Origin of the sequence: Oceanimonas baumannii (assembly GCF_002245495.1) — a bacterium.
In the GTDB taxonomy this organism is placed as follows: Bacteria; Pseudomonadota; Gammaproteobacteria; order Enterobacterales; family Aeromonadaceae; genus Oceanimonas; species Oceanimonas baumannii.
Window position 1 is genome coordinate 313,343 of the sequence record NZ_NQJF01000002.1, and the last position, 24,696, is coordinate 338,038.

Consider the following 24,696-nt stretch of genomic DNA (forward strand, 5'->3'; position numbering starts at 1 on the left):
GCATATCAGTGCGCCGGCCTGGCTCCTTCCATGGCTGCCAGCGGCAAACTCACCCGGGTGGTGGGGTTAACCCTGGAGGCGGTAGGGTGCACTGCCGCCGTGGGCAGTCAGTGCAAGGTGCAGACCCGTTTCGGAGAAATGGATGCTGAAGTGGTGGGTTTTGCCGACGATAAACTCTATTTAATGCCCAGCGAATCGCTGAAAGGCGTGATCCCGGGGGCCAGGGTCACCCCCGCCGGCGATGGCAACGGTGTGCCTGTGGGCATGGCGCTGCTGGGCCGGGTCATCAACGGGATAGGTCAGCCGCTGGATGGTCTTGGCCCCATTAACACCGGCACTACCGCCGATTTTGTCTCCCGCCCCATCAACCCCATGGCCCGCAAACCTATTGAAGCCCCCATGGATGTGGGGGTGCGTGCCATTAATTCCGTCTTGACGGTGGGTCAGGGGCAGCGCATGGGGCTGTTTGCCGGCTCGGGGGTGGGGAAAAGTGTGCTGCTGGGCATGATGACCCGAGGGGCAAAGGCCGATGTGGTGGTGGTGGGCCTTATCGGTGAGCGGGGCCGGGAAGTAAAAGAATTTATTGATGTCATCCTCGGGCAGGACGGGCGGGCCCGTTCCGTGGTGGTAGCTGCTCCCGCCGATGCTTCGCCGCTGATGCGCCTTAAAGGTTGTGAAACCGCCCTTACCCTGGCGGAATATTACCGGGAACAGGGGTTGAATGTGCTGCTGTTGATGGACTCTCTTACCCGCTACGCTCAGGCCCAGCGGGAAATTGCCCTGGCAGTAGGCGAGCCGCCGGCCAGCAAGGGTTATCCGCCTTCCGTCTTTGCCAAATTGCCGGCACTGGTAGAGCGGGCCGGTAACGGGGGTGAAGGGCAGGGCAGTATTACCGCCTTTTTTACCGTGCTCACCGAAGGGGACGACCTGCAGGATCCGATTGCCGATGCGGCCCGGGCCATTCTTGATGGCCATATTGTGTTGTCCCGGCAACTGGCAGACAGCGGTCATTATCCGGCTATTGATATTGAAAAATCGATCAGCCGGGTGATGACGGCAGTGACTTCTCCTCTGCACCAGCAGCAGGCCCGGGCCGTGAAACAGGCTTATGCGCTTTATCAGCAGAATCACGATCTGATTAACCTGGGAGCGTATAAAAGCGGTGCCGATCCCCGTCTTGATATGGCCATTACCATCCGGCCCCGGCTGGAGCGCTTTTTAACCCAGGGCATGACTGATGTGTTTGATTACGAGGCCTGTCTGAAAGAGCTGGAAGTGGTCGCCATGCCGCTGTTGAGGGCCGGCTGATGAGCCGGGCGCTGAATCTGCTGCTGGAGCAGCTCGACGGCGAAGAGCGCAGATCCGCAGCCGAACTGAACGTTGCTCAGTTGCAACTGCAGCAAATGGAACAACAGCTGGAGACCTTGAGCCAGTACCAGCGGCAATATGTGCAAACCTTTCAGCAGCGGGGCCGCAGCGGGCTGGAAGCGCACCAGTTCGGTCATTTCCGGGGCTTTATCGACAAGCTGGAGGTGGCACAGCAGCAGCAGCAGGAAGGGCTGCAGCAGGCCCGTGAGCAACTTGCCAAAAGCCGCGATGCCTGGCTGGCGGTGCGCTCCCGCAAACAGGCCATTGCCAAGCTGATGGAGCGTGAAGCCGAGCGAAAAAAGCAGGAGGCTGCCCGCCAGGAGCAAAAAATGCTCGATAACCTCGCTATCTATCGTTACCACCGCAAACCTCTTTAACCCCCCATTCTGCAGGCCCGATGAGCGGGTGACTGTATGCTCGTCGTCCACCGGCTGCGCTTATTAAAGTTGGCTTGTATATTGCATTATCTTGCTATCAGCGTGTCAGCCAAGTGGCCACACTCTTAATCAGGTGAATCAGTATGACCACAGTCATTTCCATCCTGTCCGGCGGCATGGGTTCAGCCAGTGCCGCGATGCAGCCACAGCCAGAAGGGGAGCGGGCAGACTTTTCCGAGCTGCTGAAAACCGCTGAAGCCGATGCCAGCCAGCCGGTCACATCCACTTCCGCCGAGAGCAAGGGTGAAGTGAATGCCGGCGATAGCGAGACAACGGCCAGTGGCCAAACCGATGAGCCGGCGAAAGACGCTGCGGGCAGCGAACAGGGGCAGGATACGGAAGGCAGCGACAGGCCGGAGGCTGCCGGGCAGCACACCACGGAAACCACTCCCTCCAGTCAGGTGGTGACCGAAGAGGATGGCGGTGCTGCCCAGCTGAATACTGCTGCTGCGCCCCCCCGGGCCGGCAATTCGCTGCCGGAAGCGGCAACATCCGGCATCATAGCGCCGGCAGCTGATGAGCGCCTTCAACCAGGTCGTTCGGAGCTGCTTGTTGCGGCCAGACAACCGGCAGAGCCTTCCGTGTTGCAGCAGGTGGCCAGCGAACCGGCCGGCAGGGCGGAAGGCGGCTTTCAGATAAATGCCGGTGCGCAGGGTAAGTCCGATGCTGATAGCAGTAAGGGGAATGAGCCGGGCCGGTATCTGAGTGAGACCCCGGCAAAGGGGGCTGACGTAGTTCCGGATGACGTAGCTCCGGATAACGTGAAGGCGTCTGAGCACGGCGACAAAGGAAACCGTTCCCAAGGTGCCGGCAGCGCCGTGCAACCGCTCCCGGCCGGTGCAGCCCTGGGTAATGTGGCTGATGTTGACAGCGCTCCCTTGGCCAGTCATCAGAATAAAACAGCCGGAGCAACCGCAGAGACCGGACAGGGGGCAGTGAACACCGGTACTGCTGCCCGTCGTGATGAGCAAACACAGGCAGCAGAACAAGCCGCTGCTCAGCGCTCCGACAGGAAAGCGGCCACAACAGAGCAGAACCTGGTCCGGGCTGCGGGCCAGGGTGACACCAAGATTTTCAGCGCAGATAGCAGGCCCGTTGCTGAACAGGCTCAGTCCGTTCATGGCGGACAGAAACCGCAGTCAGAAACTGCGCCTGATCAGCACAATTCGGTGAAGGCCGTCACTGGCCAGAGCAAAGGGGAGCAGGTGCCGGCAGCAGCCGGCATGGAAAGCCAATCAGTCACGCAGCGCATTGCTCAGCCGCCTCAGACCACCGGAGCAGCTGACCTGACTCGGCCGGAAGTCACGGCTGATAACGATGATGAGCCGGCTGCGCCGTTGCGGCAGGAAAGTGTGGCTGCCGCCCAGAAAGAGAGTCAGCGTCAGACCGCTCCTCCCGACTGGCTGGCCCAGATTGAACATGGTCGCCGCTGGGCGCAGCAAGGCAGTGCCGAACCTAAAACGGATGCACCGGCAGTGACAAATGACGAGATGAGCTTGTCTGCCGCCGACAGCAGTGCCGGGGAGGCTAAAGACCAGGATGGCAGTGCCAGTGAAAACGCCGGCCGTGGTGAACGGCTGGCCGAAGCAATGGCCAATATGGCTTCGGCCGCCGGGGCAGAAAATACCGCCAAGGCGGGCTCTGAGCAGCAAAGTCAGCCTGCCGCAGCCATCACCGCGACCCGTGATGTGGCCGGCACCATACCGGAGCGGGCCGCTCAGCCTCAGGCCGACAGGCTGCTCAATCTGCATCAGGCGTCGCCTGAGCATAATGCCCGGCAACTGAGCCAGCAGGTGCAGGTGATGATCAATCAGGATCTGCAGGAGGCGGATATTCGCCTTAATCCGTCAGAGCTGGGTGGCATGCGTATTCAGCTGAAATTTGAACAGGGTGAAGTCAGCATGCATATTCAGGCGCAGCACGCTCAGGCACGGGATATGCTGGAGCAGGCCATGCCGCGCCTGCGGGATATGCTCAGTCAGCAGGGTATTCAGCTGGGGCAGGGACAAGTAGGCAGTTTTGCCGGCCAGCAGCAGGGCTCGGCACAAAATGGCGGTTCGGGGCAGGGTGCAACAGGCCGGGAAAATGGGCATAATTCTTCCTCTTTTGAGCAGGGCCGGAATGATGACGAAACGGCTTATGGCGGTTATGCGACCGATGCGCAGATTCGTGATGGCCGCATCGACTTTTTTGCCTGATGGCTCGGGTAATTGTTAAGGACACCTAATGGCAGAGAACCTCACCATCCCCAAGGTGGCATGGTACAAACGAAAACTGGTCTGGATATTGCTGCTGATTATGCTGGCCGGTGGCGGCGGGGCTGCCGCCTGGTTATTGCTGGTGCCGGCGGAGCAGGTTGCTTCAGCCGGGCAGGATACCGATAGCAGTCAGGCTATGTATGTCAGCCTGTCTCAGCCGTTTATCTTCAGCGTGCCCGGTGGCCGCCGGGACCGGCTGGTACAGATAGAAGCGCAGCTGATGGTCAGGGGGGAGGCGAATGCCGAGCTTGCCCGGAAGCATTTGCCACTGTTTGAGAGTACCTTGCTGAATGTGTTCAGCCGTCAAACCGCTGACAATTATCTGACGGCCGCCAATAAAAAGGCACTGCGTGAAGAAGCGTTGAATGAGCTGAATCATGCCACTGCCGAGGTGCTGGAGCAGCGTCTGTTCGAAAAAGTGTTATTTACCAGCATAGTGATGCAATAGGTGAGCTGTGAGCGATCTGTTATCCCAAGATGAAATCGATGCCTTGCTACACGGGGCCGACGAGATCAAGGAAGAGGAAGTTAAATCGGAAGGCGGGGTTGCTTCGTTTGATTTCTCTTCTCAGGATCGCATTGTCCGGGGTCGTATGCCGACCCTGGAAATGGTGAATGAACGATTTGCCCGCCATATGCGCATCAGTTTGTTCAACATGATGCGGCGTACCGCCGAGGTATCCATAAATGGTGTGCAGGTAATCAAATATGGCGAATATGTGCATTCGCTGTTTTTGCCGACCAGCCTGAATATGGTGCGCTTTCGTCCGTTGAAAGGGATTGGTCTGGTGACCATGGAAGCCAGGCTGGTATTTATTCTGGTGGATAACTTTTTTGGTGGTGATGGGCGTCATGCCAAAATTGAAGGCCGGGAATTCACGCCTACCGAGCGGCGGGTGATCCAGTTGCTGCTGAAGCTGGTGTTTGAAGACTATAAAGAAGCCTGGGCACCGGTGATGGACGTGGAGTTTGAATACCTCGACTCCGAAGTTAACCCCACCATGGCCAATATTGTCAGCCCTACCGAAGTGGTGGTGGTCAGCTCGTTTCATATTGATCTCGACGGTGGTGGCGGTGACTTTCATGTAACACTGCCCTACGGCATGCTGGAGCCGATTCGCGAACTGCTGGATGCCGGTGTGCAAAGCGATAAAGGCGAAAACGATCTGCGCTGGGGCAAGGCGCTGCGTGACGAAATTCTGGACGTGGAAGTAGAAATGTCGACCCGCCTGCTGGAAAAGGAAGTGACGCTGCGCAATATCATGGACTGGCAGGCCGGTGATATTATTCCCGTTGATATGCCCGAGCACTTGCTGGTGTCGGTAGAGCAGCTGCCAACTTTCAGGGCTCAGCTGGGCAGAACCCAGGAAAAGATGGCCATTCGCATTACCGAAAAGATAAAACGGCCCGATACCGTGAAAACCGAACTGCATGAAGTAACCCGCGGAGGCATACGCATAGATGGCGAAGCCGAGCTGGAAGAACTGGAAAGAACCATTGAGGACGCATAATGAGCGAGCAGAACGATCAAGGTGAACAACTCGATCAAAGCGAGCTGGATGATATTTGGGGCGACGCTATGGCGGAGCAGGAGCAAGGCGGGGTTAAAAAGGCTGAGCTGGATGACTTCAGCAGTGCTAATGACCCCATTACCCAGGAAGAGCGGCGTAAGCTCGACACCATACTGGATATTCCGGTCACCATCTCCATGGAAGTCGGTCGCACTCAGATCAGCATTCGTAATCTGCTGCAGCTGAACCAGGGCTCGGTGGTTGAGCTGGACCGTCTGGCCGGTGAAGCCCTTGATGTGATGGTGAATGGTACCCTGATTGCTCATGGTGAGGTGGTGGTGGTTAACGACAAGTTCGGTATTCGCCTGACCGATGTCATCAGCCAGACCGAACGGATTAAAAAGCTCAAATGAGGCATGCACTGCTACTGATGATGGTGACACCTGCCTTTGCTCAGGGCCCGGAGATTGACTGGAGCTCCTGGGCGCTGTCGTCCTTACTGGTTATTGGGCTGTTGCTGGTACTGGGCCAGGTGCTGCGCCGGCTGAAACTGCCGGCGTTTGGCGGTAACCGGCAGCTCAGGGTGATCTCCAGCCTGGCGCTGGGTCATAAAGAAAAACTGGTGGTGGTCCAAGTGGGTGAAGAGCAATGGCTGCTGGGTATTACGCCGCAGAACATTAACCATCTGGGTAAACTGGAGCAACCACTGTCACCACCCGAAGTCAAAAAGCAGCCTCCGTTGTAGACCCGGCATTATTCGGCAAAACAGGTTTTATGCAGCACCGGAGCAGGTTTAAATGAAAAGGAAGAAAAGGTGAGCCGTCTCAGTTATGTTTTGCCGCTTTTGTTATTATTGGCTACCCCTGCCCTGGCTCAGCAGGGCATGTCAGCGGTCACGGTGACCACCAATCCAGACGGCAGTCAGGAATACAGCCTGACGCTGCAGGTACTGGCATTAATGACGGCGTTGTCGTTCTTGCCGGCCATGGTGATTATGATGACTTCGTTTACCCGCATTATTGTGGTGCTGTCCATTTTGCGACAGGCGCTGGGGTTACAGCAAAGCCCTTCCAACCAGGTTTTGATTGGCATCAGCCTGTTTCTGTCATTTTTTATCATGTCACCGGTACTTGATCGGGTTAACGCCGAAGCGCTGCAGCCCTATCTGGCAGAAGAAATCAGCTCAAAACAGGCACTCACCCGGGCCGAGCAACCTATTCGCGACTTTATGCTGGCCCAGACCCGGGTCAAGGATCTTGAGACCTTTCTGAATATTGCCGGCGTACAGGTCAGCAATGAAGCCGAGGTGCCCCTGCGGGTACTGATCCCGGCCTTTGTGACCAGTGAGCTGAAAACCGCTTTTCAGATAGGCTTTATGCTGTTTCTGCCATTTCTGGTCATTGATCTGGTAGTGGCCAGTATTCTGATGGCCATGGGGATGATGATGCTCTCGCCCATGCTGATCTCGTTGCCGTTCAAACTGATGCTGTTTGTGCTGGTGGACGGCTGGAACCTGATTATGGGTACCCTGGCCAACAGCTTCGGGCTGGGAGCCAGCTGATGAGCCCGGAAACTTTTGTGGATCTGTTCCGCAGCGCGCTCTGGCTGGTGACGCTGCTGGTGTCGGCGGTGATTTTTCCGAGCCTGGCGGTAGGTCTGATGGTGTCCATTTTTCAGGCGGCTACGTCCATTAACGAACAAACACTGAGCTTTCTGCCCCGTTTGCTGGTCACCCTGGGCGCGCTGGCGGTGGGGGCCCACTGGGGATTCGGCATGCTGATTGATTACTTTCACGAGCTGACGGACCTGATACCGCAGGTAATCGGTTAAACGCAGCCATAAGCTTTAAGCCGTAAGCTAAACCCGTTGCTCGCAGGAACTGAGTTCTGCTCACTAACTGAGTTGATAACGGAAGGCTTGCCAACGACTCGGGCTGCTCACGGCTTATCGCTTTCTTATTCAGGAGTTTGTTTGAGCTATACCACTGCTGAGCTGATGCAATGGCTGTCGTCTTATCTCTGGCCACTCTTCCGTATTGCCGGGTTAATGATGACCATGGTGATGTTTGGTGCAAACCTGACCCCTGTGTATGTGCGTCTGTTACTGGCGGTAGCAGTCACGATCGCCGTGGCACCGGTGCTGCCGGCCATGCCGCCGGTGGCGTTGTTTTCGGTGGAAGGATTTTTGATCAGCATGCAGCAGGTGCTGATTGGTGCCGTGATTGGCTTGTTGTCGCAATTTTTGCTGCAAACGTTTGTTACCGCCGGGCAGATTATTGCGATGCAGACCAGCCTGGGTTTTGCCTCCATGGTGGATCCGCTTAACGGCCAGTCGGCACCTGTGGTGGGCCAGCTTTACCTGATGCTGGGCACCTTGTTATTTCTGGCACTCAATGGTCATTTGGTGATGATAGAAGCCATTGTGCTCAGCTTCACCTCTGTTCCGGTATCGGCCAGCGGTCTGAGGGTGGGGGACTGGCAGAATCTGGCGGGCTTGCTGACACTGTTATTTCAGGCGGCGGTAGCCATGTCTTTGTCAGCGATAGTGGCCATGCTGCTGATTAACTTCAGTTTCGGGGTCATGACCCGGGCGGCCCCCCAGCTCAATATCTTCAGCGTGGGTTTTGCCATCAGCATGGTATGTGGCTTGTTTATTATGTGGCTGACGCTGGGTGGCTTTATGGATCATTTTGAAAACCAGTGGTTGCGGCTGCAACAGGTGATGTGTGACACCCTTAGGCTGACCTGCGAAGGAGGCTGATATGGCAGAGTCAGACGGTCAGGAAAGAACAGAACAGCCCACGGAGCAGCGACTTCGTCAGGCCCGGGAGAAAGGGCAAATCCCCCGCTCCAAGGAACTGGGTACGGCTGCGGTACTGCTCAGTGCCGCTGCCGCCCTGCTGATGCTGGGAGATACGCTGGGTACGGCCATGTCGGCGGTGTTTGCACAAAGCTTTCAGCTGGAACGGGCCGCTATTTTTGATCCCGAGACCATGATGCCGGCACTGGCTTCCGCCATCGGCGGATTAATGTGGCCGTTGCTCGGGCTGTTTGCGGTAGTCCTGGTGGCGGCGCTGGTGGGCAACAGTCTGCTGGGTGGCTTTAATTTCAGTACCCAGGCGATGATGCCGAAATGGAATCGTCTGAGCCCTGTCAACGGCATTAAGCGCATGTTTGGCGTCCAGGCACTGGTGGAGTTGCTCAAGTCCATCGCCAAGGTGGTATTCATCGCCACCATTGCCATCTGGCTGCTGTGGGGGCAGTTCGACAATATTCTGCGTTTAAGCAGCGAAACCCTGAATATGGCGATGAAGGATGCGTTGGAGCTGTTGCTCTGGATGGGGCTGGGGTTATGCCTGGCGCTGCTGCCCATTGTAGCCATTGATGTGCCGTTTCAGGTCTGGAATCACACCCGTCAGCTGAAAATGACCCTGCAGGAAGTGAAGGACGAATATAAAAATACCGAGGGCAAGCCCGAGGTGAAAAGCCGTATTCGCCGCCTGCAGCAGGAAATGGCCAACCGCCGGATGATGGCGGAAGTCCCCACCGCCGATGTGGTGGTGGTCAACCCCAGCCACTATTCTGTGGCGCTGCGTTATGACAAGGACAAACCTGGCTCTGCGCCTGTGGTCGTGGCCAAGGGGCTGGATGAAGTGGCCCTTAAAATCCGGGAAATTGCCCGGGAATACAAGGTGCCGGTGATCTCTTCACCGGCCCTGGCGCGGGCAGTTTATCATTCCACTAAGCTGGACCGGGAAATCCCTGACGGTCTGTTTGTGGCCGTGGCGCAGATCCTAGCCTATGTGTTCCAGCTGAACGCCTGGCGCAAAGGGCAGGGAAACAAGCCGGTGCCGCTCAAGGATGACTTGCCCATCCCGGATGAATACCGGGTGTGACCTGTCCCCTTCCAGCCCTTCTTCACAGGGGAAGGTGTAACATGCGGACTTCTTCACGCTTTGATTTCTTCCTCTTGATAAGGGGAGGGTTAGGGTTTGGTGGGGTTGGCTCATTTTTTGCATGATTGCTGCTATGATTTTTGAACATCAGCGAGCGTCATGGAGTTAAGGGCAAGGCTTTCTCAGGTTAAACAGTGGTCCCGGTGGGTGCATTCGGGTATGGGCACGCCCTTGCTGGTGCTGGCGGCACTGGCTATGGTGGTGCTGCCCATTCCGCCCTTGATGCTGGATGTGCTGTTTTCCTTCAATATCGCCCTGGCACTGGTCGTGTTGCTGGTCGCCGTTTATACACAACGCCCGCTCGACTTCGCGGCTTTTCCTACCGTACTGCTGATCGCCACGCTGCTCAGGCTGGCGCTCAACGTGGCGTCCACCCGGGTCGTGCTGCTGGAAGGACACCAGGGCGGTAATGCTGCCGGTAACGTTATTGAAGCCTTTGGTTCTGTGGTGATTGGCGGCAACTATGCCGTGGGCCTTATCGTCTTTCTGATTTTGATGATCATCAACTTTGTGGTGGTCACCAAGGGTGCCGGCCGTATTTCCGAAGTCAGTGCCCGTTTTACCCTGGATGCGATGCCTGGCAAGCAAATGGCCATCGATGCGGATCTGAATGCCGGCCTTATCAATCAGGATGAGGCCCGTACCCGCCGTGATGAAGTCACCCGGGAAGCCGATTTTTACGGCTCTATGGATGGTGCTTCAAAGTTTGTAAAAGGCGATGCCATTGCCGGCATCATGATCCTGTTCATTAATATCATCGGTGGTTTCATTATTGGCATGGCCCAGCACGAACTGAGCTTTGGCGAAGCCGCCCGTGTTTATACACTGCTGACCATTGGTGATGGTCTGGTGGCGCAGATTCCTTCCTTGCTGCTGTCCATCGCCGCCGCCATTATCGTGACGCGGCAAAATACCCGTGAAGACATGGGGCAGGCCATGCTGGGTCAGCTTTTTGACAATCCGCGTTCACTGTCCATTGCCGCCGGTATACTGATCGCCATGGGGCTGGTGCCGGGCATGCCTCACTTTGCCTTTCTGCTGCTCGGTGGCCTGGCTGCCGGTGGTGCCTGGTGGATGCACAAACGCCGTCAGCAACAGGCACTGAAACAGCAGGAAGATGCTGCCCTGCCGCCGGCGGTGGCTGGCAATGAGAACCGTGAGCTGAGCTGGGATGATGTGACTCAGGTCGATACCATCGGGCTGGAAGTGGGCTACCGTCTGATCAGTCTGGTGGATATTTCTCAGGGGGGAGAGCTGCTCAGCCGCATTAAGGGCGTGCGTAAAAAGCTGTCTCAGGAACTGGGCTTTCTGATCCCCGCCGTGCACATCCGCGACAACCTGGAGCTGGGACCTAACGAATATCAGATCACCTTAATGGGCGTCAGCTCGGGGTTGGCCGATATTTATCCCGAGCGGGAGCTGGCCATTAATCCGGGCCAGGTGTTTGGTCCGGTGCAGGGAATCGATACCCGGGATCCGGCGTTCGGGCTGGAAGCGACCTGGATTGGCCGGGATCAGATAGAAAATGCCCAGAGCTTGGGCTACACGGTGGTGGATGCGGCCACCGTGGTGGCCACGCACTTAAGCCAGCTGTTGACCAATAACGCCTCTCAGCTGCTGGGCCATGAAGAAGTACAGAATCTGATTGACCAGGTAGGCCGCACCCAGCCCAAGCTGGTCGAAGGGCTGGTCCCTAACACCCTTAGCCTGGCTCTGGTCACCAAGGTGCTGCAAAGCCTGCTCAACGAAGGCGTGTCCATCAGGGATATGCGGACCATTCTGCAGACCCTTACCGAATATGCACCCAAGAGTCAGGATCCGGAAGTGCTCACCGCTGCCTGCCGTATTTCACTGCGTCGTTTTCTGGTGCAGGAAATTGCCGGTACCGAGCGCGAGCTGCCGGTTATTACTTTGGCACCAGAGTTGGAACAAATTTTGCAGAACTCTTTGCAGGCCGGTGGCGCTCAGGGCAGCGGCATAGAGCCGGGACTGGCAGAACGCATGCAGCAGTCTCTGTCTCAGGCCGCCGCCAATCAGGAGCTGGAAGGTCAGCCGGCAATATTGCTGACGTCGGGCATGTTGCGCACCACCCTGGCGCGCTTTGTAAAGCATACTATTCCCAGTCTGCGGGTGCTGTCTTATCAGGAAGTGCCGGATGATCGTCAAATCCGTATCGTGGCGTCGGTAGGGCAGCAGTAGCGGGAGAGAGTTGAATGAAGATTAAACGTTTTTTTGCCAAAGACATGCGGGCTGCCCTGGCCGAAGTAAAGGAAGAGCTGGGCGCTGATGCGGTCATTATGTCTAATAAAAAAGTATCGGGTGGCATTGAGATAGTGGCGGCTGTTGACGACGACGATAATACGCCGGTCGACCAGGGGCAGCGTTCACTCAGGGACGATAATGTCAGAATTTCGTCGCAGGCCCGTCAATTTGTGGCACCGCTCAATGAGCAGCAGCAGGCCGATTCACTGCAAGCTCTGCTGAGCCGTGGCAGTGCCGCACCTTCCCCCCAGACGCTGGCCGATCAGGTCGACTGGGGTCAGCCTGAGGAGCGGCGCGAGCCGGTGCTTCCCCAGCAAGCTCCTTTATTTGCCGGTGGAGAAAAAAGCCGCCATCGTCAAAAAGAAAGTGCCAAAGATAAAGAACTGAATGCCATGCGTCAGGAAATTGCCAGCATTCGCCGGCTGCTGGAGCACCAGGTATCCGGTCTGATGTGGCAGGAAGTGGAGCGGCGTGAGCCGGTGCGGGCCATGCTGATCAAACAACTGAATCAGCTGGGGTTCAGTGACGGTTTTGCCGATATGCTGGCCATGCGTGTTGATGAAGGTTCCGCCCCTCATGAAGCCTGGGCTCAGATAGAGCATGCATTAACCGGACTGCTGGTCACCGGTGAAGACGAAATTATGCGTCAGGGCGGTGCCGTGGCATTGTTGGGGCCGACCGGCGTGGGGAAAACCACGACGATCGCCAAACTTGCTGCCCGCTTTGCCGCCCGCCATGGTGCGGATCAGCTGGCGTTGATCACCACGGATCACTACCGCATCGGAGCCCATGAGCAATTGCAGACCTATGGCCGAATTATGGGAGTGGCGGTCAAACAGGCCCGAACCTATCAGGAGCTGGCGCAGGCGCTTTATCAATTGCGGCATCGTCGCCTGGTATTAATCGATACCGCCGGCATGGGGCAGCGGGATATGCGCCTGAACGAGCAGCTCGATAATCTGGTGGGAGATCGCCAGATCCGCATTCGTAATTATCTGGTCTTGCCATCTACCGCTCAGCGACGTGTGCTGCAGGAAGCCGTAGAGCACTTCCGGCGTATTCCTCTTGCCGGCTGCATCCTGACCAAGCTTGATGAAAGCCTGTCACTGGGAGATGTGCTTGATATCAGTATTCAGAACAGCCTGCCCATCAGCTATGTCACTGACGGGCAAAGGGTTCCGGAAGATTTGCGTCTGGCCAAGGCCGAGGAGCTGGTCAAGCAGGCAATGGGTGCCGTGGAGCGGCGGGAAGACCCCTATTACTGGGATGCTGCCGGGGCCGATGATAAGGATGCACGTTTTTATGAATAATTGGTTTCATGATCAGGCAAACGGATTGCGGCTTATGCAGAAAATGAACAGGGTGCAGGTGATTGCCGTAACCGGCGGTAAGGGCGGCGTGGGTAAAACCAATATTACCCTGAACATGGCCTCCGCCATGGCGGCTCAGGGGAAACGGGTCATGGTGCTGGATGCCGATCTGGGGCTGGCCAATGTCGATGTACTGCTCGGCATTCGGGTAGGGCGAAACCTTTCTCATGTGCTCAGAGGCGAGTGCAGCCTGGATGACGTTATGGTGGAAGGCCCTCAGGGTATTCGTATTATCCCCGCGACTTCCGGTAATCAGTCCATGACCGAGCTGTCGCCTCTGGAGCATGTCAGCCTTATCCGTGCCTTCAGTGAAATGAGAACCCCGGTGGACGTGCTGCTGGTCGACACTGCGGCCGGTATTTCTGATATGGTGCTGAGCTTTTCCCGTGCTTCTCAGGAGGTGCTGGTGGTGGTGTGTGATGAACCCACTTCCATTACCGATGCCTATGCGCTGATCAAGCTGCTTTCCCGGGAGCACGGCGTGTTCCGTTTTAAGATTGTGGCCAACATGGTACGCAGCCAGCGGGAGGGCAATGAGTTGTTTGCCAAGCTGACCCGGGTGACCGACAAGTTTCTCGATGCCTCACTGGAGCTGGTGGCCTGCATTCCTTTCGATGGCAATCTGCGTATGGCGGTGCGGCGACAGGCCCTGGTGGTCAATCAGTATCCCAAATCACCATCGGCCATTGCGATCCGTGCTCTGGCATCCAAGGCGCTGACCTGGCCTACGCCACATCGGGCGGAAGGCCACCTGCAGTTCTTTGTTGAACGGTTACTGATGAATCCGGCCATTGAAGCGCAAGGTGCCCGTGGTGAATAAGGTACAGGCCTATGCCCGGCACAACAGCCAGAGCCTGGTTGAACGCCATGCCGGACTGGTGCGACGCATTGCTCAGCATTTGCTGGCGCGACTGCCCGACAGTGTGCTGCTCGACGATTTGATCCAGTCAGGCATGGTGGGGTTGTTGGAGGCGTCCAGAAATTTTGATGCGTCCAAAGGGGCCAGCTTTGAGACCTTTGCCGGCATTCGTATCCGGGGGGCCATGCTGGATGAAATTCGCCGTGGTGACTGGGTTCCGCGTTCGGTGCACCGCAATGGCCGTAACATTTCCGATGCCATGAATATCATTCAGCGGCGGGAGGGCCGGCCGGCACAAGATCGTGAAATTGCCGCTGAACTGGGGGTATCCCTGAGCGAATATCACGCCATGCTGGCCGATGTGAATCATGGCAAATTGCTGGAAATGGATGAGTTTGAGCAGGGGATTGAGCATCAGGCCGATTCCTATGCCCATGCCGGCAGCCCCTTTGAGGGGATGGCCAGAGAGCGTTTTCAGCATGCACTGGCAGAAGGTATTCGCAAGTTGCCGGAACGCGAAGCCCTGGTGTTATCTCTTTATTACGATGAAGAGCTGAATCTGCGTGAAATCGGCGGCATACTGGAGGTATCTGAGTCCCGTGTGAGCCAGATTCACAGCCAGGCCATGCTGCGGCTGAAATCTCGCCTTAAAGACTGGACGGCTTGATAAAAAAACGCCAGTTAAGTTGAAAAATATCATATTCCCGTTCAGAAACGGGCATATCTGCCGACTTGTATTGAGTAGGTATTTTTACACCATGTTCAGCGGCTGTTGGTGCAGCAGTACAGGAGGAATGGGTTGGACAAGAACATGAAAATCCTCATTGTGGATGATTTTTCCACCATGCGCAGGATCATAAAAAATCTGCTCAGAGATCTGGGCTTTAATAACACCCACGAAGCGGATGATGGCCTTACGGCGCTGCCCATGCTTAAAAATGGTGATTTCGATTTTGTGGTCACCGACTGGAATATGCCCGGTATGCAGGGCATTGATCTGCTCAAGGCCATTCGGGCTGATGAAAAACTGAAGCATTTGCCGGTATTAATGGTGACGGCAGAAGCCAAGCGCGAGCAGATTATTACCGCTGCCCAGGCGGGTGTGAACGGTTATGTAGTAAAACCTTTTACCGCCGGCACCCTGAAAGAGAAACTCGAGAAGGTATTCGAGCGCATCGGATAAAGGCCTCACATGACACAACCACACGGACTGATCAGTCTGGAACAGGCCCGGGAACTGGTGGCACTGCTGGAGCAGGGCGATCAGGCCGGGGCCGATCGTTTTATGACGGATGTCTGCATGCCTCATGCCGACGCCCTGTTGGATCAGGTAGGGCAGCTGACCCGCCAGTTACACGATTCTCTGCAGGAGTTCCGTAATGATCCCCGTTTACCCGAGCTGGCAGAAACCGATATTCCCGATGCACGCGAACGCCTGAATTATGTCATTGATATGACCGATAAGGCTGCCAACCGCACCATGGACGCGGTTGAAGCGAGCCTGCCCATTGCCGATCGCCTTAACGATCGCATTCAGCAGGTGAAGCCGGGCTGGCAGGGATTGATGCGGCGTCAGTTAGAGCTTGGCCAGTTTAAGGAGCTTTGCTACCAGCTGGACGGTTTTCTGCAAAACTCGGATCAGGACGCCAATCAGTTGCGGGAGCTGCTCACCGAAATACTGATGGCTCAGGACTACCAGGATCTGACCGGCCAGGTTATTCGCCGGGTGATTACCCTGGTACAGGAAGTCGAAGCCAAGCTGGTAGAGATTTTATCGGTATTTGGTCGTCTTACCGGTGAGCAACCGGCAACCGGCGGGCAGGTCGTGGTTCAGAATAACGATCCAGGCAAGGCCGTTGCAGCCGAGGGGCCCATCATTAATAAAGAACAACGGGATGATGTGGTCTCGGATCAGGATGAAGTGGACGATCTGCTGTCCAGTCTGGGGTTTTAAGGAGCAAGCATGGGCTTTGAGGTAGACGAGGATATTCTGCAGGACTTTCTGGTGGAAGCATCGGAAATTCTGGAGCAGCTGTCGGAGCAACTGGTAACCCTGGAGCGTCAGCCCGACGATAAGGATCTGCTGAACGCGATTTTCCGTGGTTTTCATACCGTCAAGGGGGGAGCCGGCTTTTTGTCTCTCACCGCCCTGGTAGAAACCTGTCATAAAGCGGAAAATGTGTTTGATATTTTGCGCACCGGACAGCGCCGCGTTACTTCCGAGCTGATGGATGTGATCTTACGCGCGCTGGATACGGTGAACTCCATGTTCGCAGAAATCCAGAATCGCCAAGAGCCCACGCCGGCCGATCCGGCTCTGCTGGAAGAGCTGAGCTTCTATTGCCAGCCTGGGCAGGAAGAGAGCGCTGCGCCAGGCAGCGAGCCGGTGGCAGCAACACCGGCCGACATTAATACCATTGAGTCACTGAACGAGCAGGAATATCAGCAAATGCTCGGTGAGCTCAATACGGAGCAATACAGTGAACAGGTCGGTATTGAAAGCAGCAATAGCGATGATATTACCGACGATGAGTTTGAAGCCCTGCTCGATCAACTGCATGGTGCCGGCAAACATGGCGGCGTGCCCGAGGCTGAGAGCCCTGCGCCGGCAGCCCCTTCTGCTGCAAGCAGCCAAACTGGCGACGAGCTGATTGATGATGGCGAGTTTGAAGCCCTGCTCGATCAACTTCATGGTGCCGGTAAAGGACCCACTGTCACTCCTGCACCGGGTGGTGCCGTGCCCGATGGCAGCAAGCCAGTTATCTCAAGCGCACCGCCGGCGGCTTCCAGGCCTGCGGCCCCTTCTAAACCGGCTGCACCGCCGGCAGACACTACAGTCCGGGTCGATACCAAAACCCTCGACAGCATCATGAATATGGTGGGTGAGCTGGTGCTGGTACGTAACCGTCTGCTCAGCCTGCAAGCGGGGCACGAAAATGAAGAAATCACCAAAGCGGTCACCAATCTGGATGCGGTGACCGGAGACCTGCAGGGCGCGGTGATGAAAACCCGTATGCAGCCCATTAAAAAGGTATTTGGCCGTTTTCCCCGGGTGGTGCGTGATATTGCCCGGAATATGAAAAAGGAAATCGAGCTGGAAATGGTGGGGGAAGACACTGATCTCGATAAGAACCTGGTGGAAGCCCTGGCCGACCCGCTGGTGCACCTGGTACGTAACTCCTGTGATCATGGCATCGAATCTCCCGAAGAACGGGAAGCCGCCGGTAAACCCCGTAAGGGAGTGATCCGGCTGACCGCGTCTCAGGAAGGGGATCATATTCTGCTGGGCATTGAAGACGATGGTGCCGGTATGGATCCGGAAAAGCTCAAGAGCATTGCCATCAAGCGGGGCATTCTTGATGCCGATGGTGCCGCCCGGATGAGTGACAATGAAGCCTATAACCTGATCTTCGCCCCGGGTTTTTCCACCAAGGTGGAGATTACCGACGTATCAGGTCGGGGCGTCGGCATGGATGTGGTGAAAACCGGCATCAGCTCGGTAAACGGCTCTATCCTGATCGACTCGGAAAAAGGCAAGGGTACCAGACTGCAGATAAAGGTGCCGCTGACCCTGGCCATTTTGCCTACCCTGATGGTGGTGGTGGGAGAGCAGACGTTTGCCCTGCCGCTGACCAACGTCAATGAAATCTTCCACCTGGATTTAACCAGAACCAGCATGGTCGACGGCCAGCTTACCGTGGTGGTGCGCAACCGGGCCATTCCGCTGTTTTACCTGCAGGACTGGCTGCTGCGTAACGGCAGGCGGGAGCGCAAGGCGCATGGCCATGTGGTGTTGGTGATGATTGGTAATCAACAGGTGGGATTTGTGGTAGATGGCCTTATCGGCCAGGAAGAAGTGGTGATTAAACCACTGGACCACCTGCTGCATGGCACCCCAGGTATGGCGGGTGCGACTATCACCAGCGATGGCGGTATTGCCCTTATTCTTGATATTGCAGGCCTGATCAAGGCTTATGCGCGGCGTTACGCCTGACGCACCAACAGGGAGCACGATAACAACAATGACTATTCGGGTTCTGGTGGTTGATGATTCCAGCTTCTTTCGCCGGCGGGTCAGTGAGATCCTCGGGCAGGATCCGCTGCTGGAGGTGGTCGACACGGCTGCCAATGGTAAAGAAGCCATCGACAAGGTGAAAATCCTGCGGCCGGATGTGATCACCATGGATATCGAAATGCCGGTGATGGATGGTATTACTGCCGTGCGCGAGATCATGAAAGCCATGCCCACGCCGGTGCTGATGTTTTCATCCCTCACTCACGACGGTGCCCGTGCGACGCTGGAAGCGCTCGACGCCGGTGCCATGGACTTTCTGCCCAAGCGTTTTGAAGACATTGCCCGCAGCAAGGAAGAAGCGATTGCTCAGCTGCAGCAGCGGGTACGGGCCATTGCCCGCCGGCGGCTGAGAGCGGTTGCGCCCAGGCCGGCAGCAGCTCCGGTGTCTATGTCAGCACGTCCTGCGACCACCGCTGCACCTGCGCGTTTCAGCCGGGAGCCGACAGTCCCGTTGGCAGCCAGCGCCGGCGAACGGCGAGCTCCACCCCGGCGCAGTGGCAAAAGTTATCAGCTGCTGGCCATCGGAACATCAACCGGTGGTCCGGTGGCGCTGCAAGCCGTGCTGACCAAGCTGCCGGCCACGTTTCCTCATCCCATTGTGCTGGTACAGCATATGCCCGGCACCTTTACCACTGCTTTTGCCGCCCGGCTGGACGGACTGTGCCAGATCCGGGTTAAGGAAGCTCAGGACGGTGATGTTCTTCGCCCGGGGCATGCCTATCTGGCACCGGGTGGCCGGCAAATGATTTTTGAAGGCCGGCCCGGTGCGGCGCGCCTGCGTATTCTTGATGGTAATGACAAGGTGAATTACAAGCCCTGTGTCGACATCACCTTTGCTTCTGCTGCCAAAGTGTATGGTGGCAAGGTGCTGGCAGTGGTGCTCACCGGCATGGGTGCCGATGGTCGTGACGGTGCCCGTCTGCTCAAGGAGCAGGGAGGCAGCATCTGGGCACAGGATGAAGAAACCTGTGTAGTGTATGGGATGCCTCAGGCGGTGGCCAAAGCCGGGATTGCGTCTGAGTCGCTGCCGCTGCCGTTGATCGGCGAGGCCATTGTTAACGAGATGGCAGGCTGATATGGCGCTGGCCGGTCTGCTGCTTGCGCTTGCCTGTATCGTGCTGGCTCAGTGGTGGCACGGAGGTAGCCTGTCGGTATTGCTGGACGGGCCGGCGTTGCTGATTGTGCTGGGCGGCAGTCTGGGGGCGGTATGGCTGCAAACACCCTGGTTCCAGTTTTGTGCTGCACTCAGGGCGCTGGGCAGGGTACTGACCCCGCCGGTCTGGCCCTTTCAGGAACAATGTTCACGCTTGCTGCGCTGGTCGCATGAGGCGAGACAATCGGGTTTTCTGGCCCTGGAAGGACGCTTGCACTCCGATAACCTTGATGACTTCACCCGTCAGGGACTGCAATGGCTGGTGGATGGCACCGAGCCGGCCATGATGGAACAGTTGCTGGATAATGAGCTGGCCCGTATTGAAGAGCAGAAAGAACTGGAAGCCCGTGTGTTTGAGGCCATGGGCGGTTACAGCCCGACCATTGGCATTATTGGTGCCGTGCTGGGGCTGATTCAGGCGATGTCGCACCTGGATGATCCTGCCCGCCTCGGCAGCGGTATTGCCGTGGCCTTTGTGGCCACCCTTTACGGGGTGGGGCTGGCCAACCTGTTGTTATTGCCATTGGCCAACCGGTTGCGGGCTATCTGCCGGCTCGAGCTGCGCTATCGGGAGCTGACTGCCATCGGCCTGCTGGCCATCGCCCGTGGAGAAGGCAGCTTGTCGGTCAGCCGCCAGCTTAATCAGTTTCAGGGAGGCAGACATTGATTAAACGCCGTTCACTGATGCCGGCCAGCCGGGATCAGCATACCGAGCGCTGGCTTGTCTCTTATGCCGATTACATGACCCTGGCTTTTGCACTGTTTGTGGTGCTGTATGCGGTGCATGCGTCCCGTACTGAATTGCGTCAGCCGGTGATGGAGGGCGTGCAGCAGGCGTTGGGCCAGCTAGGGGCCCGGCCGGAGATGAATGGTGCCATGGAATATGAAGGCCAGCCGGCACTGCCGGCCAGCGATGTTCTGGCGGCCACCAGCAGTGCGAATAGCCTGCATCAGCTGAAATTGGAGCTGGGCGAAAAACTGGCCCCGCTTACCAAACGGCAGCTGGCAAGCATAGAGCAGGGTGATCACGAACTGGTGCTGACGCTGGATGGCAGTCTGCTGTTTGCCGAAGGCAGTGCACTGCTTGGCGGTAACAGTGAGGCGGTGTTTAGCGCCCTGATACCCTTGCTTATTCAGGACACCCACTTTATTCATGTCCGGGGTTTTACCGATAATATAGCCGTCAGCAACGAATTGTATGCATCCAACTGGCAGCTGTCTGCTGAGCGAGCCAGGGCAGTACTGGAACAGCTGGAGCAGCGTGGAGTAGCCCCACAGCGGCTGCGGCTCGAGGCTTACGGACAATACCGGCCAGTGGCTACCGAACAACGCAGGGAAGCGGGGCGTGGGCCCCAGCGGCGGGTGGAAATTGCCATTGCGGCCAGCCGCTGGCAGCCCCCTTTGCCACCACCGGCGCGGCCTCCCGAGCCGGAGCAAAAAGAAGGCATTCAGATTTATGAGCTGCCGGGAGGCGGCATTCGCATTACCAACGACAGGATAAGGCAGTGATAGTCTGGACCGTAGCAAATCAAAAAGGCGGTGTTGGAAAAACCACCTCAGTGGTGGCGCTGGCGGGCCTGTTGGCGCAGCGCAACAAACGGGTGCTGTTGATCGACACGGATCCCCACGGCTCACTGACCGCCTATCTGGACTACAACTCGGATGCGCTGCAGGGCACCTTGTTTGACTTGTTTCAGGCCGGGGCAGGGCGAGCTGAGTTTGACCGGGTAGCACTGCAGACCCGGTTTGAGGGCATCACCTTGCTGCCTGCGTCCATTTCCCTGGCCACACTGGAGCGTACTTCCAGCAGCCGGGAAGGGATGGGGCTGGTACTGAAACGGCTGCTGGCCGAAGTAAAGCACGACTTTGATGTGGCCATTATCGACTGCCCGCCGGTGCTGGGGGTGATGATGGTAAACGCCCTGGCGGCCTGCGATCGTATTCTGGTGCCGGTTCAGACCGAATTTCTGGCGCTCAAGGGGCTGGAGCGCATGGTCAGTACCTTTAAGCTGATGCATAAGGCCCGCAAAGACGGATTTAATTACACCGTGGTACCAACCATGTATGATCAGCGCACCCGGGCCTCTGTACAGAGCCTTGAAAGCCTGAAAGAGCAGTATGGCGATCGCGTCTGGCCGGCGGTGGTACCGGTAGATACCAAATTTCGTGATGCCAGCTTGCGCCATGAACCACCGTCTTACTATGCCAAGGGCAGCCGGGGTGTGTATGCCTATCAGACCCTGCTGCGCTATTTGTGGCGTCTCGACGGAGGAGACCAGCCGTTATGAATCAACGTCAGTTTGCGGCTCTCGACGATTACTTCGATGCCCTGTTGGAAGAACATGAGCCGCAGCCCGCACCTGAGGTTGCGCCGGTGGCTTACGCCGATCCACAGGAAGATGAACGTCGCCGGGCGTTGGAGTCATTGCTGGCTACCGTCGCCGAGCTGAAAGAAGAAGCGGCTGCCGAGCCGTTGGCGCCGCTCAGTGAACCGGAATTAAAGGCGATGTCCGACGAGGTGCCGTCGCCCATACCGGAGGTCACAGCGGCCCCTCTGCCCGCACCGGATAAGGCACCGGCCTGGCGCAATATGGAAACAGAAGCGCATTTTCAGGCGCTGTTTTTTGAAGTGGCCGGCATGACCTTTGCCGTACCGCTTACACACCTGGGAGGCATTTATCAGCTGACCAGGCTCACCAGCCTGTTTGGTAAGCCGGCCTGGTTTGCCGGTATCATGACCGAACGGGAACGCCAGCTCAGTGTGGTAGACACGGCGCGCTGGGCCATGCCCGGGCATATTCAGGATGAAGAATATCAGTATGTGGTCACCCTGGGCGAAAGCCACTGGGGGCTGTCCTGTCATCAGCTGAAAGGCACCTCCCTGCTCAGCCGGGAGCAGGTGAAATGGCGGACCACACCCGGCTCCCGGCCCTGGCTGGCAGGAATGGTAAAAGAAAAAATGTGTGCTCTGCTGCATGTGGATGCGTTGATCGCGCTGCTGGAGCAAGGTAAAAATATCGACGGACATCGGGTCTGAGAGAAATAAGGATGCGTGTATGAGCAATCATCGCAATGTGGCGGAAAGTCTGGCCGAAAACGAAGTCCTGCAGTGGGTTACCTTTCGTCTGGATAACGAAACCTATGGTATCAATGTGATGCAGGTGCAGGAGGTATTGCGCTACAGCGATATTGCTCCGGTTCCCGGTGCGCCGGACTATGTGCTGGGGATTATTAACCTGCGTGGCAATGTGGTTACCGTGCTCGACACCCGTCTGCGTTTTGGCCTGCCGAGTGTAGAGGTGACCGACAATACCCGTATTGTGATCATTGAGGCAGAAAAGCAGGTGGTCGGTATTCTGGTCGACAGCGTGGCCGAAGTGGTTTATCTGAAGTCGTCGGAAATAGAAAGCGCACCCAATGTCGGCACCAGTGAAAGCGCCCGCTTTATTCAGGGCGTGTGCAACCGGGAAAACGAACTGCTGATCCTGGTGGATCTTGATAAGCTGCTCTCCGATGATGAGTGGGAAGAGCTGAGCCAGCTTTAATGATCAGTGAAACCGCCTTGCTTTTGGCGTTACTGGCGTTGGTGATGGCGCTGGCCGCCATAGGGATTGCCTGGATGATGTGGCGGCGCAGCCAGCGCAAGCTTGAGGCCATGAGCACCCTGATGCGAGAGCTGGCCCGTAACCGGGACAGCTACCGCAAACAACTGGAAGAGCTGCAGACGGCCAATATCGGCATGGGCAAAAAGCTGAATGAGCTGGGCCGCTATCTGGCCGCGCTGCGCGAACAACAGCAGGAGCTGGCGCTCAAGGATCCCCAGAGCAAGCTTTACAGCCGGGCTGCCCGCATGGTTCAGCTGGGTGCCGATATTGAAGAAATCATGGCCGAATGTGACATGCCCAGAGCTGAAGCCGAGCTGTTGTTGTCGCTGCATCGTCGGCGCTAACCCCTGAACTGTTCCCATTGACGCAGGTTGGCGATGAGCGCAGCGAATCCTGACCTGCTTCTTTTCGCTATTTTTGTCCCAGCGCAATAAACTTCCTGTAATTCTGCCTTATGGCCCCAAGGGGCAAGTCTGTACCGGCACCTTGTGCTAGACTGGCGGCCATTTTTTAACGGCCGAACTCTTACTATGCTTGAAGCCAACGCTCTGACCTGCGTTCGCGAAGAACGCACTCTGTTCAGTGAGCTGTCTCTTTCTGTTGCTCCCGGTGAGCTGGTGCAGGTTGCCGGACCCAATGGGGCTGGCAAAACCAGCTTGTTGCGTCTGCTGGCAGGCTTGTCCCGGCCTTATGAAGGCAATGTAAGCTGGCAGGGAGAGAATATTGAGCACTGTCGTGACAGCTTCCACCAGGAATTATTCTATCTCGGCCATCAGGCCGGCATTAAGCACGAGCTCTCTGCCTATGAGAATCTGGCCTTTTTTCGCCGCATGCACCATCAGGGCAGCAATGCCAATCTGTGGGAAGTGCTGGCTCAGGTCGGGCTGGCCGGTCTGGAAGATCAATATGCCGGTCAGCTTTCCGCCGGGCAGAAGCGCCGGGTGGCACTGGCTCGTTTATGGCTGGGTGGACCCAAGCTCTGGATCCTCGATGAACCCTTTACCGCCATCGACAAACATGGGGTAAAAGTGCTGGAGCGGTTGTTTCTGGAGCACACTGATGCGGGGGGGATGGTGCTGATCACCACTCACCAGGATCTTAATCTGTGCGCCGACCGGGCACGAGTTCTTCATCTCACGTCATCCCGCGAGGACGCCCAATGATGCATTCTTTCGCCGGTGTGGTGCGCCGGGAGCTGGTCAGCGCCCTGCGCCGGCGCGCCGATATTCTAAATCCGCTGTGGTTTTTCGTCATCGTGATTACCCTGTTTCCTCTGGGCGTGGGGCCCGAGCCGGCGCTGCTGGCGCGTATTGCCCCCGGTATCGTGTGGGTGGCGGCGCTGTTGGCGTCGTTGCTGGCGCTGGAACGGCTGTTTCGCGATGACTATATTGACGGCACTCTGGAACAAATGATGCTGATGCCCTGCCCGTTAGGGGTTGTGGTGCTGGCCAAGGTGCTGGCGCACTGGCTGCTGACCGGGTTACCGTTATTGCTGTTGTCACCGCTGGTGGCGGTGTTGCTCAGCATGGATATGAACGGTTTTCTGGGGATGTTCTGGACGCTGTTGCTCGGGACACCGATTCTCAGCCTGCTGGGAGCGATTGGAGTGGCACTGACCGTTGGCATTGGCAAGGGGGGGGTGCTGCTCAGTCTGTTGACACTGCCGCTGTATATTCCCGTGCTTATCTTTGCGACTTCCGCGATTGAAACTGCGGGGCTTGGCTTGCCCTATAGTGGTCAGCTGGCCATTTTGGGGGCCATGCTGGCGGGCAGTGTGACGCTGGCACCTTTTGCCATTGCAGCGGCGCTGCGGGTTAGCGTGAATTAGGGTCATTTGAGCCGT

The 24,696-nt window shown here is 57.1% G+C and carries 27 protein-coding genes; all 27 read left to right on the forward strand.

The window, feature by feature from the left end; translation table 11 throughout:
* Positions 1 to 30: 30 nt before the first annotated feature.
* The 27 genes from fliI (at position 31) to ccmB (ending at position 24,681) form a co-directional block, all read left to right on the forward strand.
* Positions 31 to 1,308: a flagellar protein export ATPase FliI gene (gene fliI, locus B6S09_RS03470; RefSeq protein ID WP_417604650.1), complete on the forward strand. Its 1,278-nt coding sequence runs from the start codon at positions 31 to 33 to the stop codon at positions 1,306 to 1,308.
* Entirely contained in the window at positions 1,308 to 1,745 is a 438-nt protein-coding gene (gene fliJ, locus B6S09_RS03475) for a flagellar export protein FliJ (RefSeq protein ID WP_094277100.1), read from the forward strand. The genes fliI and fliJ overlap by 1 nt, the downstream gene beginning before the upstream one ends.
* Positions 1,746 to 1,888: 143 nt before the next feature.
* Entirely contained in the window at positions 1,889 to 4,003 is a 2,115-nt protein-coding gene (locus B6S09_RS03480) for a flagellar hook-length control protein FliK (RefSeq protein ID WP_094277101.1), read from the forward strand.
* Positions 4,004 to 4,031: 28 nt separating this feature from the next.
* The gene (locus tag B6S09_RS03485; RefSeq protein WP_094277102.1) at positions 4,032 to 4,511 is read left to right on the forward strand and encodes a flagellar basal body-associated FliL family protein; all 480 of its coding nucleotides are present in this window, start codon (positions 4,032 to 4,034) and stop codon (positions 4,509 to 4,511) included.
* Positions 4,512 to 4,518: 7 nt separating this feature from the next.
* Positions 4,519 to 5,574 (forward strand): flagellar motor switch protein FliM, encoded by a 1,056-nt coding sequence (fliM, locus tag B6S09_RS03490; protein ID WP_094277103.1) that lies wholly within the window; start codon positions 4,519 to 4,521, stop codon positions 5,572 to 5,574.
* On the forward strand, positions 5,574 to 5,987 hold the full coding sequence (fliN, locus tag B6S09_RS03495) for a flagellar motor switch protein FliN (protein ID WP_094277104.1): 414 nt from the start codon (positions 5,574 to 5,576) through the stop codon (positions 5,985 to 5,987). Before fliM ends, fliN begins: the two co-directional genes overlap by 1 nt.
* Positions 5,984 to 6,319 carry a flagellar biosynthetic protein FliO gene (fliO, locus tag B6S09_RS03500; protein WP_094277105.1) on the forward strand — a complete coding sequence of 112 codons (336 nt, stop codon included), beginning with the start codon at positions 5,984 to 5,986 and terminating at the stop codon, positions 6,317 to 6,319. The genes fliN and fliO overlap by 4 nt, the downstream gene beginning before the upstream one ends.
* Positions 6,320 to 6,457: 138 nt before the next feature.
* Entirely contained in the window at positions 6,458 to 7,135 is a 678-nt protein-coding gene (fliP, locus tag B6S09_RS03505; protein ID WP_417604648.1) for a flagellar type III secretion system pore protein FliP, read from the forward strand.
* Entirely contained in the window at positions 7,135 to 7,404 is a 270-nt protein-coding gene (fliQ, locus tag B6S09_RS03510) for a flagellar biosynthesis protein FliQ (RefSeq protein WP_094277107.1), read from the forward strand. Before fliP ends, fliQ begins: the two co-directional genes overlap by 1 nt.
* A gap of 141 nt (positions 7,405 to 7,545) precedes the next feature.
* Entirely contained in the window at positions 7,546 to 8,334 is a 789-nt protein-coding gene (fliR, locus tag B6S09_RS03515) for a flagellar biosynthetic protein FliR (RefSeq protein ID WP_094277108.1), read from the forward strand.
* Position 8,335: 1 nt separating this feature from the next.
* The gene (gene flhB, locus B6S09_RS03520) at positions 8,336 to 9,469 is read left to right on the forward strand and encodes a flagellar biosynthesis protein FlhB (protein ID WP_094277109.1); all 1,134 of its coding nucleotides are present in this window, start codon (positions 8,336 to 8,338) and stop codon (positions 9,467 to 9,469) included.
* 159 nt (positions 9,470 to 9,628) lie between these two features.
* A complete protein-coding gene (gene flhA / locus B6S09_RS03525) occupies positions 9,629 to 11,728 on the forward strand; it encodes a flagellar biosynthesis protein FlhA (RefSeq protein WP_094277110.1) in 2,100 nt (699 codons plus the stop codon).
* Positions 11,729 to 11,742: 14 nt separating this feature from the next.
* Complete coding sequence (gene flhF, locus B6S09_RS03530) at positions 11,743 to 13,101, forward strand: flagellar biosynthesis GTPase FlhF (RefSeq protein WP_094277111.1); 1,359 nt, start codon at positions 11,743 to 11,745, stop codon at positions 13,099 to 13,101.
* Positions 13,094 to 13,981: a MinD/ParA family ATP-binding protein gene (locus tag B6S09_RS03535; RefSeq protein WP_094277112.1), complete on the forward strand. Its 888-nt coding sequence runs from the start codon at positions 13,094 to 13,096 to the stop codon at positions 13,979 to 13,981. The genes flhF and B6S09_RS03535 overlap by 8 nt, the downstream gene beginning before the upstream one ends.
* Entirely contained in the window at positions 13,974 to 14,687 is a 714-nt protein-coding gene (locus B6S09_RS03540; RefSeq protein WP_094277113.1) for an RNA polymerase sigma factor FliA, read from the forward strand. Before B6S09_RS03535 ends, B6S09_RS03540 begins: the two co-directional genes overlap by 8 nt.
* Positions 14,688 to 14,831: 144 nt before the next feature.
* Positions 14,832 to 15,203 (forward strand): chemotaxis response regulator CheY, encoded by a 372-nt coding sequence (cheY, locus tag B6S09_RS03545; protein WP_439331555.1) that lies wholly within the window; start codon positions 14,832 to 14,834, stop codon positions 15,201 to 15,203.
* 9 nt (positions 15,204 to 15,212) lie between these two features.
* Entirely contained in the window at positions 15,213 to 15,974 is a 762-nt protein-coding gene (locus B6S09_RS03550; protein ID WP_094277115.1) for a protein phosphatase CheZ, read from the forward strand.
* A 9-nt stretch (positions 15,975 to 15,983) separates the two neighbouring features.
* A complete protein-coding gene (locus tag B6S09_RS03555; protein ID WP_094277116.1) occupies positions 15,984 to 18,014 on the forward strand; it encodes a chemotaxis protein CheA in 2,031 nt (676 codons plus the stop codon).
* A gap of 28 nt (positions 18,015 to 18,042) precedes the next feature.
* Positions 18,043 to 19,170 carry a protein-glutamate methylesterase/protein-glutamine glutaminase gene (locus tag B6S09_RS03560; protein WP_094277117.1) on the forward strand — a complete coding sequence of 376 codons (1,128 nt, stop codon included), beginning with the start codon at positions 18,043 to 18,045 and terminating at the stop codon, positions 19,168 to 19,170.
* 1 nt (position 19,171) lies between these two features.
* Positions 19,172 to 19,915, forward strand: a complete 744-nt coding sequence (locus B6S09_RS03565; RefSeq protein WP_094277118.1) for a flagellar motor protein — start codon at positions 19,172 to 19,174, stop codon at positions 19,913 to 19,915.
* Complete coding sequence (locus B6S09_RS03570; protein ID WP_243832786.1) at positions 19,912 to 20,757, forward strand: flagellar motor protein MotB; 846 nt, start codon at positions 19,912 to 19,914, stop codon at positions 20,755 to 20,757. The genes B6S09_RS03565 and B6S09_RS03570 overlap by 4 nt, the downstream gene beginning before the upstream one ends.
* Positions 20,754 to 21,536, forward strand: coding sequence for a ParA family protein (locus B6S09_RS03575; protein WP_094277119.1), 783 nt, complete (start codon positions 20,754 to 20,756; stop codon positions 21,534 to 21,536). The genes B6S09_RS03570 and B6S09_RS03575 overlap by 4 nt, the downstream gene beginning before the upstream one ends.
* A complete protein-coding gene (locus B6S09_RS03580; RefSeq protein ID WP_094277120.1) occupies positions 21,533 to 22,285 on the forward strand; it encodes a chemotaxis protein CheW in 753 nt (250 codons plus the stop codon). Before B6S09_RS03575 ends, B6S09_RS03580 begins: the two co-directional genes overlap by 4 nt.
* A gap of 19 nt (positions 22,286 to 22,304) precedes the next feature.
* Positions 22,305 to 22,793, forward strand: a complete 489-nt coding sequence (locus B6S09_RS03585; RefSeq protein ID WP_094277121.1) for a chemotaxis protein CheW — start codon at positions 22,305 to 22,307, stop codon at positions 22,791 to 22,793.
* Complete coding sequence (locus B6S09_RS03590; RefSeq protein ID WP_094277122.1) at positions 22,793 to 23,197, forward strand: DUF2802 domain-containing protein; 405 nt, start codon at positions 22,793 to 22,795, stop codon at positions 23,195 to 23,197. The genes B6S09_RS03585 and B6S09_RS03590 overlap by 1 nt, the downstream gene beginning before the upstream one ends.
* 186 nt (positions 23,198 to 23,383) lie before the next feature.
* Positions 23,384 to 24,016, forward strand: a complete 633-nt coding sequence (gene ccmA, locus B6S09_RS03595) for a cytochrome c biogenesis heme-transporting ATPase CcmA (protein ID WP_094277123.1) — start codon at positions 23,384 to 23,386, stop codon at positions 24,014 to 24,016.
* Positions 24,013 to 24,681 (forward strand): heme exporter protein CcmB, encoded by a 669-nt coding sequence (gene ccmB, locus B6S09_RS03600; protein ID WP_094277124.1) that lies wholly within the window; start codon positions 24,013 to 24,015, stop codon positions 24,679 to 24,681. Before ccmA ends, ccmB begins: the two co-directional genes overlap by 4 nt.
* Positions 24,682 to 24,696: the final 15 nt, after the last annotated feature.

Excerpts from the sequence above, each read along its gene's own strand:
- fliJ (WP_094277100.1), top strand. The coding sequence starts at position 1,308 with ATGAGCCGGGCGCTGAATCTGCTGCTGGAGCAGCTCGACGGCGAAGAG.
- ccmB (WP_094277124.1), top strand. The coding sequence starts at position 24,013 with ATGATGCATTCTTTCGCCGGTGTGGTGCGCCGGGAGCTGGTCAGCGCC.
- B6S09_RS03580 (WP_094277120.1), top strand. The coding sequence starts at position 21,533 with ATGAATCAACGTCAGTTTGCGGCTCTCGACGATTACTTCGATGCCCTG.
- flhF (WP_094277111.1), top strand. The coding sequence starts at position 11,743 with ATGAAGATTAAACGTTTTTTTGCCAAAGACATGCGGGCTGCCCTGGCC.
- fliP (WP_417604648.1), top strand. The coding sequence starts at position 6,458 with ATGTCAGCGGTCACGGTGACCACCAATCCAGACGGCAGTCAGGAATAC.
- B6S09_RS03555 (WP_094277116.1), top strand. The coding sequence starts at position 15,984 with ATGGGCTTTGAGGTAGACGAGGATATTCTGCAGGACTTTCTGGTGGAA.
- B6S09_RS03590 (WP_094277122.1), top strand. The coding sequence starts at position 22,793 with ATGATCAGTGAAACCGCCTTGCTTTTGGCGTTACTGGCGTTGGTGATG.
- ccmA (WP_094277123.1), top strand. The coding sequence starts at position 23,384 with ATGCTTGAAGCCAACGCTCTGACCTGCGTTCGCGAAGAACGCACTCTG.
- B6S09_RS03550 (WP_094277115.1), top strand. The coding sequence starts at position 15,213 with ATGACACAACCACACGGACTGATCAGTCTGGAACAGGCCCGGGAACTG.
- B6S09_RS03535 (WP_094277112.1), top strand. The coding sequence starts at position 13,094 with ATGAATAATTGGTTTCATGATCAGGCAAACGGATTGCGGCTTATGCAG.
- fliO (WP_094277105.1), top strand. The coding sequence starts at position 5,984 with ATGAGGCATGCACTGCTACTGATGATGGTGACACCTGCCTTTGCTCAG.
- B6S09_RS03585 (WP_094277121.1), top strand. The coding sequence starts at position 22,305 with ATGAGCAATCATCGCAATGTGGCGGAAAGTCTGGCCGAAAACGAAGTC.
- fliQ (WP_094277107.1), top strand. The coding sequence starts at position 7,135 with ATGAGCCCGGAAACTTTTGTGGATCTGTTCCGCAGCGCGCTCTGGCTG.
- cheY (WP_439331555.1), top strand. The coding sequence starts at position 14,832 with ATGAAAATCCTCATTGTGGATGATTTTTCCACCATGCGCAGGATCATA.
- B6S09_RS03565 (WP_094277118.1), top strand. The coding sequence starts at position 19,172 with ATGGCGCTGGCCGGTCTGCTGCTTGCGCTTGCCTGTATCGTGCTGGCT.
- B6S09_RS03560 (WP_094277117.1), top strand. The coding sequence starts at position 18,043 with ATGACTATTCGGGTTCTGGTGGTTGATGATTCCAGCTTCTTTCGCCGG.
- B6S09_RS03485 (WP_094277102.1), top strand. The coding sequence starts at position 4,032 with ATGGCAGAGAACCTCACCATCCCCAAGGTGGCATGGTACAAACGAAAA.
- fliI (WP_417604650.1), top strand. The coding sequence starts at position 31 with ATGGCTGCCAGCGGCAAACTCACCCGGGTGGTGGGGTTAACCCTGGAG.
- flhA (WP_094277110.1), top strand. The coding sequence starts at position 9,629 with ATGGAGTTAAGGGCAAGGCTTTCTCAGGTTAAACAGTGGTCCCGGTGG.
- fliN (WP_094277104.1), top strand. The coding sequence starts at position 5,574 with ATGAGCGAGCAGAACGATCAAGGTGAACAACTCGATCAAAGCGAGCTG.
- B6S09_RS03480 (WP_094277101.1), top strand. The coding sequence starts at position 1,889 with ATGACCACAGTCATTTCCATCCTGTCCGGCGGCATGGGTTCAGCCAGT.
- flhB (WP_094277109.1), top strand. The coding sequence starts at position 8,336 with ATGGCAGAGTCAGACGGTCAGGAAAGAACAGAACAGCCCACGGAGCAG.